Source organism: Protofrankia sp. CiP1_Cm_nod1 (genome assembly GCF_920888515.1).
Taxonomy (GTDB): domain Bacteria; phylum Actinomycetota; class Actinomycetes; order Frankiales; family Frankiaceae; genus Protofrankia.
Genome location: NZ_CAKKTM010000152.1, coordinates 1 through 8,139 on the forward strand (window position 1 = coordinate 1; position 8,139 = coordinate 8,139).

At 71.1% G+C, this 8,139-nt stretch carries 7 protein-coding genes; 4 read left to right on the top strand and 3 right to left on the bottom strand.

Annotated elements, in window-relative coordinates; translation table 11 throughout:
• Positions 1 to 180: 180 nt before the first annotated feature.
• Both NBX02_RS07590 and NBX02_RS07595 read right to left on the bottom strand, forming a co-directional pair.
• Positions 181 to 744: a YceI family protein gene (locus tag NBX02_RS07590; protein ID WP_250283974.1), complete on the bottom strand. Its 564-nt coding sequence runs from the start codon at positions 742 to 744 to the stop codon at positions 181 to 183.
• A 24-nt stretch (positions 745 to 768) separates the two neighbouring features.
• Positions 769 to 2,529, bottom strand: a complete 1,761-nt coding sequence (locus NBX02_RS07595) for an MDR family MFS transporter (protein ID WP_250290600.1) — start codon at positions 2,527 to 2,529, stop codon at positions 769 to 771.
• A 317-nt stretch (positions 2,530 to 2,846) separates the two neighbouring features.
• Here NBX02_RS07595 and NBX02_RS07600 point away from each other — a divergent pair, with 317 nt between their 5' ends.
• The 4 genes from NBX02_RS07600 (at position 2,847) to NBX02_RS22995 (ending at position 7,360) form a co-directional block, all read left to right on the top strand.
• Positions 2,847 to 3,986 carry a helix-hairpin-helix domain-containing protein gene (locus NBX02_RS07600; protein ID WP_250290603.1) on the top strand — a complete coding sequence of 380 codons (1,140 nt, stop codon included), beginning with the start codon at positions 2,847 to 2,849 and terminating at the stop codon, positions 3,984 to 3,986.
• A 62-nt stretch (positions 3,987 to 4,048) separates the two neighbouring features.
• Positions 4,049 to 5,644, top strand: coding sequence for a ComEC/Rec2 family competence protein (locus tag NBX02_RS07605; RefSeq protein ID WP_250290605.1), 1,596 nt, complete (start codon positions 4,049 to 4,051; stop codon positions 5,642 to 5,644).
• Positions 5,645 to 5,720: 76 nt separating this feature from the next.
• Entirely contained in the window at positions 5,721 to 6,704 is a 984-nt protein-coding gene (gene holA / locus NBX02_RS07610; protein ID WP_250290606.1) for a DNA polymerase III subunit delta, read from the top strand.
• Entirely contained in the window at positions 6,701 to 7,360 is a 660-nt protein-coding gene (locus NBX02_RS22995) for a hypothetical protein (protein ID WP_445548311.1), read from the top strand. Before holA ends, NBX02_RS22995 begins: the two co-directional genes overlap by 4 nt.
• A gap of 229 nt (positions 7,361 to 7,589) precedes the next feature.
• On the opposite strand, the gene rpsT is transcribed toward NBX02_RS22995, so the two are convergent.
• Positions 7,590 to 7,859 carry a 30S ribosomal protein S20 gene (rpsT, locus tag NBX02_RS07620; protein WP_250283987.1) on the bottom strand — a complete coding sequence of 90 codons (270 nt, stop codon included), beginning with the start codon at positions 7,857 to 7,859 and terminating at the stop codon, positions 7,590 to 7,592.
• Positions 7,860 to 8,139 lie beyond the last annotated feature (280 nt).

Sequence of the window (8,139 nt, forward strand, 5' to 3'; positions counted from 1 at the left end):
TGCCGTGCCCGTCCGCCGCGCGCTGGCCCGGCCGGCGGGCGGCTCCGGCCGGGTGCGCCGGGATGCCCGGCCGGCGCGGTGTGGCCGGCCTACCGGCGGCCCGAGCGGTCCCGGGTTCTGGATCAGGGCGGTTCTTGACCGCTGGCGCGGCTGTCGGCCGTTGGTCCTGTGCGGTCCTGATCAGAACGTCCTGATGGCCGAGATGTCAGCATCGATCGTGACTTTGTCGCCGATGAGGACGCCTCCCGCCTCCAGCGGCGCGTTCCAGGTGAGGCCGAAGTCCTTCCGGCTGAGGGATGACGTGGCGGCGAATCCCACCCGGCTGTGGCCGGACGGGTCCACCGCGCTGCCCTGGAACTCGACCGCTACCTCGACCACGCGCGTCGTGCCGTGGATGGTCAGGCCGCCGGTGGCCACGTAGCTGTCCTGGCCGCTTCCTGGCCTGATGCCCGTGCTGGTGAAGGTGATCGTCGGATGCGTGCCGGCATCAAGGAAGTCGGGGGAGCGTAGATGGGTGTCGCGGTCGGCGTTCCCGGTGTCGATGCTGTCGGTGTCGATGCTGATCGTGGCATGTGAGGCCGTGGGAGTGGAGCCGTCGAGGCGCAGTGCGCCCTCGAAGGACCTGAAACTGCCCCGGACGGTCGCCACCATCGCGTGTCGGACGGCGAAGCCGGACCGGCTGTGAACGGGGTCGATCGCCCAGGTGCCGGTGAGCTTCTCGACGGCGCTGCCCGGTACGGTCATGATGTTCTCCTCTCCAGGCTTCTCCTACGATTCGTGCCCCCTGAGGGGCGGGTTCTTCTGTGACTTCGCGGGCCCTACGCGCATGATCTTTTCGTCTGGCCCCAAAGCGATTGCGTGAGCAACAGTCTGCTCCCCGGACACGCCGGCAGCCGATCGCTTCGCCCCCGGTCCGCGGTCGCGGCTGTCGTCGGTACGGCTGGCTTCCACCGTGTTCCCCGACGCGTCGGTCCGGGAGGTGGCGGCCGCTCCGCGTAGTTCGGCATCCCGGAGGAACAGACTGATCGCGAACGCGGCGATCCCGATCGGAACGGCCACCAGAAAGACCCGGCCGAGCGAGTCGGCATAGGCGGTCCGTACCGCTTCACGTATCGGCGCGGCCAGCCCCGCGACCTCGCGCGGAGCTGAGACAAAACGGTTGGCGGCAGCGCTGCCGGTCTGCGCGCCCGGTACCCGGAGGGCGATGTTCGTGGCCAGCTGGGCGGTGAGCACCGCCCCCAGGGCGGACGCGCCGATCGCGCCCCCCATGGTACGCAGAAATGTCACGCTGGAGGTCGCGGCGCCCATGTCCCGCGGGTCGACAGAATTCTGTACGGCCAACAGGACGTTCTGCAGGAGGAGGCCGAGGCCGAGCCCCGTGACGAACATCCACAGACCGAGTTCCAGCGCGCTCGTGCCGGCGCTGACATGACTGAGCAGAAAGAGCCCGGCAGTGGCTCCGACGGTGCCTGCCACGACAAACCACTTGTAGTGCCCGATAACGCTGATCAGTCGGCCCGACCCGATGGACGTCAACAGAATACCGGCGAGCAGCGGGAGCATCCGCAGCCCGCTGACAGTGGCACTCGCGCCCTGGACGATCTGTAGGTACTGCGGAAGAAAAACAATCGTCCCGAACATGAAGGCCCCGGTGACGAGGCTCAGCAGCGCGGACACCGTGTAGATGCTGTTGGTGAACAGCCGGGGTGGGAGAATGGCCTCCGGCGCCACCCGTTCGCGCAGCGCGAAGGAACCGGTCAGTACGATTCCCGCGATGATCATCGCGGCGATCTGCCAGGAGAGCCACGAGAAGTCCTTGCCCCCGCTCTGGGTGGCGAGCAGGATGGCGCTCAGGCCCGTGACCAGCAGGATGGCGCCGGCCCAGTCGATAGCCGACCGACGGCGCCGGAACGGCAGCCGCAGCGTCCGGCTGATGACGACGAGCGCGGCGAGCCCGACCGGAAGGTTGACGAAGAACACCCAGCGCCATGACCCGTGGTCGACCACGAAACCGCCGACGAGTGGGCCGAGGATGCTCGACGCGCCGAAAACTCCGCTGAAGTATCCCTGGTAGCGCCCCCGTTCCCGGGGCGGGACGATGTCGCCGATGACGGCGAAGGCCAGGGAGATGAGGCCGCCGGCACCAAGGCCCTGCAGGGCGCGGAATCCGACAAGCTGGTACATCGACTGGGCAAGCCCGCACAGTGTGCTGCCGGCCAGGAAGATCGTTATGGACAGCTGCAGGACGATTCTGCGCCCGTAGAGGTCACCGGCTTTCCCGTACAGCGGGGCGGAGATCGTGGAGGTCAGCAGGTAGGCCGCGACCAGCCAGGAAAGCATGTCGCTGCGATGGAACTCACCGACGATGGTCGGCAGCGCGGTTGCGACGATGGTCTGGTCCAGTGCCGCGAGCAGCATGCCCGTCATCAGCCCGGTGATAATGACGACGATCTGCCGGTGGCTCAGGCCCGTACCGGTGCCGTCCGGTGGGTTCCGGTCACGGCTGACATTGTTCCCGGTGGTCGTCATGCATCCTCCGTCGGGCGGGCCGCTCGTGCGATGCCGGCACAGTGAGAGCGTGGGGCGGCCACAGGAATTCGACGCAGGTCGCAACGCGATGTATCCCACGGCTCGACATTTCGCTACTTGATTGTATGATGCAACTATACGTGATCGTTTTGATTGGGCATCGGGCGTGTTGTCGCGTGTCGGCCGTGATACCGAACACGGTCGGTACATAGCAGGTTTTGTCCGTCACTCGCGGTGTCCTGTGGACAGAAGACGGTTGTCCACAGGCGAGGGGTACACGATGTACCGCCACGGCGCGGGGCCCTACCGTCACGGGCATGGCTGATCTTTCTTTTGCCCCCGGCACCCGCTCGGGCGTGGCTGCCGTGGTCCGGCCGGGCGCTGCGAAGAGCCGTGCCCCGGTGGCCCGTGCCCCGGTGGCCCGTGCCCCGGTCACGGGGGAACGCGGCAGCCCGGAGCCGGGCCGGCTGTACCTCACCGGCCCGGCTCCGGGCGCTCCTGACAGGGAACCGGGCCCCGCCGGGCCGGGCCCCCGCCGGGGGGAGCCACCCGTGCCCGGCGAACACGGCCGGTCGTCCCGCTCCGACGCGGCCGGCACGGCATCCATCGATGCTTCCTTCCTCGACGAGATACTGGCCGAGCCTGCCGGTCCCGGCGGCGGGGAGCGGCGGACAGCCCTCCAGCGGGCTGGATCCAGCCTGGCCGGACGCCTGCCGCACACCCTGCGCGGCGGGCTGGTCGACCCGGCCATCCGTGGCGCGTTGCTGATCGCGTTCGTCGCCCTCGCCGCGGCGCTGGTGGCCGGCTGGTTCGCCTGGCGGGGCAGACCAGTGCCGGTGCTGGCCCTTCCGCCGGCGGTACAGGTGACGGACCTCACGAATCCGGGGCCCGGCACAAATCCGGGGCACGGTACAGCGGCCGCCGCGGTGACGGCCGCGACGCCGCCGTCGCCCGCCGCCACCGGGAGCCCGCAGGCGCAGGTCGTCGTCGACGTCGCGGGCAAGGTCCGCCATCCCGGAGTGTTCACCCTGTCGGGAGAATCCCGGGTGGTGGACGCGGTGGCCCGCGCCGGCGGGGTGCTGCCCGGGACGGACACCTCCGGGCTGGCGCTTGCGCGTCGCCTGGTGGACGGCGAGCAGATTCTTGTGGACGGCCGCCCCGGACCGGCACCACCCCAGCCCGCGGGCGGTACCGCCGGCAGCGCCGGTGGTAGCGGTGTCACCGCGGGCGGCGGTGGCAGGGGCTCGCCGGGCACCGCGCCCGGGGCACCGGTGAACCTCAACACGGCCACGGCCGAAGCCCTCGACGCGCTGCCCGGCGTAGGTCCTGTGCTGGCCCAGCGGATCGTCGAGTGGCGTGCGGCCCACGGCGGTTTCACCTCTCCGCGACAGCTGGGGGAGGTGACCGGAGTCGGTGATCAGCGTCTTGCCGACCTGCTGCCACTCGTCACTGTCTGACTGTCAGCGCTCAACGGAGAGCGTGTTGGTTCACCGGTGGCCGGGTAGCGTGGAGCACGAACATGACCGTTTCCGGTCACGATCCGCAGCATCAACCGCCCGACCTGCGTCTGGTCGCCCCAGCCCTCGCGGCCTGGGCGGGAGCCGCGGGTGCCGGACTGGCCGTGCCACCGGTGGCCGTGCTGTGGATCGCCGGGGTGTTGCTGTGCGTGACACCGCTGTGCGTGATACCGCTGTGCGCGGTGGCCCTGCTGCGCGGCCGGACGGCCCGACGGCCGGCGGGCACGGTCCTGGCATGTCTGGCCTGCCTTGCCGCGGGCGTGCTGGCGGCGGGTCTGCCGGCCCGGGCCCGGACGCTCGGCCCGCTCGCGGCCCTCGGCACGGCCCGGGCGTCCGCCGGTATCGAAGGGACGGTGACCGGCGACCCGCGGGTCAGCCACGGGGGCGGCGGGCTCGTCATCGTCCCGATGCGGGTGGAGCGGCTGACCGCGGACGGGCACGACATCCGGCTGCGGCAGCCGGTCCTGGTGCTCGCGACCGCGTCCGGCTGGGAGGACCTGCTGCCGAGCCAGCATGTCAGCACCTCGGGAAGGCTGGCGCCGCCGAGGGCGGCTGACACCGTCGCCGCTGTCGTCTTCGTCCGGGCCGCGCCGGCCTCGGTCGGCCCGCCCTCGCTGGTGCAGCGGGTGGCCGGTCATCTGCGGGCGGCCCTGCGCGACGCCGCGTCGGGGCTTGCCGGCCCGCGCCGCGGGCTGCTGCCGGGCCTTGTCCTCGGCGACACGAGCAACCTCGACGACGAGGTGCGGGAGGACTTCCGGACCGCCGGGATGTCGCACCTGGTCGCTGTCTCCGGCGCGAACTGCATGATCATAATCGCCGCGGCGACCGTTGTCGTCCGGCGCAGCCGGCTGGCTCCGTGGGTGCGGGCCGGCTGGGTCGCAATGGCCCTGGTCGGTTTCGTCATCCTGGCCCGGCCGTCACCAAGCGTCCTGCGGGCCGGTGTCATGGGGCTGATCGGGATCGTCGCGGCCGGCAGCGGACGGCCGCGGCTGGCCATGCCCGCGCTCGCGGCCACCGTGCTGGTGCTCGTCCTCAGCAGTCCCGATCTTGCTCGTTCGGTCGGTTTCACCCTGTCGGTTGCCGCCACCGCCGGACTGGTGATCCTCGTCCCCGGCTGGCGGGACGCGCTGGCGGGCCGGCTGCCGAGGTGGCTGGCAGAGCCGCTCGCGGTCGCCGCGGCGGCACATGTCGCCTGCTCGCCGATCATCGTCGCCATCGGCGGCGGGGTCAGCCTGGTAGCCGTTCCCGCCAACATGCTCGCCGAGGCCGCGGTCGCGCCGGCGACCATCCTCGGGGTCCTCGCCACGGTGGCCGCGGTCGTCTACGACCCGCTGGCCCGGCTCCTGGCGGCCCTCGCGGGTGTGCCGTGCGGGTGGCTGATCACGGTGGCGGACGTCGCGGCGCGCGTACCCGGCGCGGAGATCGGTTGGCCGGCCGGCCCGGCCGGCGCGGTGGCCCTCGTCGCCACCACGGCGGTGCTGTTCGCGACCGTTCGGCGGCACCGTGGGCGCCGCGTCCTCATCGCACTGTCTGTCATCACTCTGGGCATACAGGTGATATTGATGTCACGTGCTGCTGGAATCTGGTCCACGCGTTGATGGCTGATCGTCATTACTCGATGTTCCTGACCAGCTCGTGAGGTCCGGATACCGTCCCTGTGACATGCTCGCCAGCGTGCCGCCGACATCCGCGCCGCCACGGCTGGTCCTGGTCTCCGGTGACGAGGAGCTGCTTGTCTCCCGCGCTGTCCGGGACGTCGTCCACGCCGCCCGGCGCCACGACCCACAGGCGGAGGTCGTCGACCGGGCACCGGGCGAGTTCACCGAGAGTGACATGGTTGATCTGGCCAGCGTATCGATGTTCGGTGGGCTGCGGGTGGTCGTGGTCCGCGGCGCGCAGGAACTTACAGATGATCTTCGAGAGGCGCTGCTGGCCTACCTCGCCCGCCCGCTGGACGACATCGTGCTTGTCGTCGTCCACAGCGGTGTCGTACGCAACCGCAAGCTGGCGGAGGCGATGAGGACGGCGGGCGCGACGGTCGTCACCGCGGCGCGTATCACCCGGCCGCGGGACCGCTACGACTTCGTCTCGGCCGAGGCCCGCCGTCTCGGTGGCCAGATCAGCGCGGGCGCGGCGAAAGCACTGGTGGACGCGGTCGGCAGCGATCTGCGCGAGTTGGCGATGGTATGTGAACAGATGATCGCGGACTCCGGTGGAACGATCAGCGAGGCCCTGGTCGCCGGATACCGTCGTGGCCGGGCTGAGGCCACCGGTTTCGCGGTGGCGGACGCCGCGATCGCGGGGGACCTGCCCGAGGCCCTGACCGTACTGCGCCAGACGCTCGCGGGCGGTGTCCCGCCCGTCCTCGTCGTGAGCGCCATGACCACCGGGCTGCGTGACCTGGCCCGGGTCACGGCCGCCGGCGGTGGTTCCACCTGGGAGCTGGCCCGCAGCCTCGGTATGCCCGACTGGAAGGTGGAGCGTTCCCAGCGGGCGGCCCGGGGCTGGAGTGACGAGGGGCTGGCCTACGCGATGCGCGCGGTCAGCGCCGCGGACACGGCGGTCAAGGGCGGTGCCGTGGACCCGGTCTACGGGCTGGAAAGACTCGTCATCCAGATCGTGTCGGCCCGTGGCCGTCCGGCGGGAGCCCGGCGGTGACGTTGCGGGCACCCCGGCCCGACCAGGGAGACTCCGCCCGCCCAGGCGCAGGCGGCCCGGATGGAGCCGGCCCGGACGGAGGCGGCCCGGACGGAGGCGGCCTGGAAGGGTGCGGCCTGGAAGGGTGCGGCCCGGAAGGGTGCGGCCCGGGCGGAGCCGGCCCGGGCGGAGCCGGCCTGGAAGAGGGTGGCCTGGATGAAACCAGCCCGGTCAGGGACGACCGGGGCGAGGAGAGAGCGGACGCGGGCGGCCGGGGCGCGGACGCACCGGCACAGGGCAGCCTGGGCCGGGACGGGCCGTACCAGGATGATCCCGGTCAGCGCGGCCCGGGACGCGACGCCGCTGGGCACCAGGCCGGCCCGGAGCGGGGAAGCACACCGACGCCGGGACCAGGGTCGCCTTCAGCCACCAGCGGCGCGGTCGGACAAGCGGACGGGTTCTTCTCCACCGGCAGAATCCTGGCCGGCAGCGTCCTGCTCGGCGTCCTGATCGCCCTGGCCGACCTGGCGAGCGCGTGGGTGATCGTGGCGCTACCGCTGACGGCGATCACCATGGTGGCCTACAACAACGCGATCAAGAAGATGCTGGCCGTGGACGACGCGCGGATCCGTCCCGCGGAGAACGAGCCACCGACGCCCGAAACGTCGCCATACTGAAACTGAAAGCGCGCATTCCAGCACTCACCGGATATGGACTCGTCAGATGTGTTCTGTGCCGACGCCGATGCGCAAGCTCCCGGGCTGTCGTCGGGACGCTGACGAAACCTGTGGGACGTCGGGCGGACGGACGTCCCACAGGCGGGCGCCGCCGTCCGCCGCCCGGGGAGCAGCCGGACCCGGGTCGGGAAAACGGCAGGTGGACGGCGTACGAGCGGACGCGCGGGCGTCAGGCCTTGGTCAGCGAGGCGTACCGGGTGGCCAGCGCCGACTTCTTGTTGGCGGCCTGGTTCGAGTGAATGACGCCCTTGCTGACGGCCTTGTCCAGCTTGCGCGACGCGACGCGCAGCTCCTGGCCGGCACGCTCCTGATCGCCGGCCTCCACGGCTTCCCGGAAGCGGCGGATGAGCGTCTTCAGCTCGGACTTCACGGCCTTGTTGCGCAGCCGTCGCTTCTCGTTGGTGAGGTTGCGCTTGATCTGCGACTTGATGTTGGCCACGCGAAAGAACCCCTGGTCGTCGAATTGGCAGGAAAGTCGGGTCGGTATGAAATTCGGTGTGAACGGCGGTCGAGCCCCGGCGTCGGACCAGGACCGGCCTGTTCGTGACTGGCCCGACGGCAACCGGCCGGTACACGGATGGTACCGGGGAAGCCGTAGGGCCCGGGAAACATCGGTAACCTTACCAACTTACCCGCGAACGGTGTCGGAGGGCGTGCCGGCGGTGCCCGCCGGCCGGGCGGGCCGCGGCGCCCGGCCGCGCCGCCCGACCGTTGCGTCC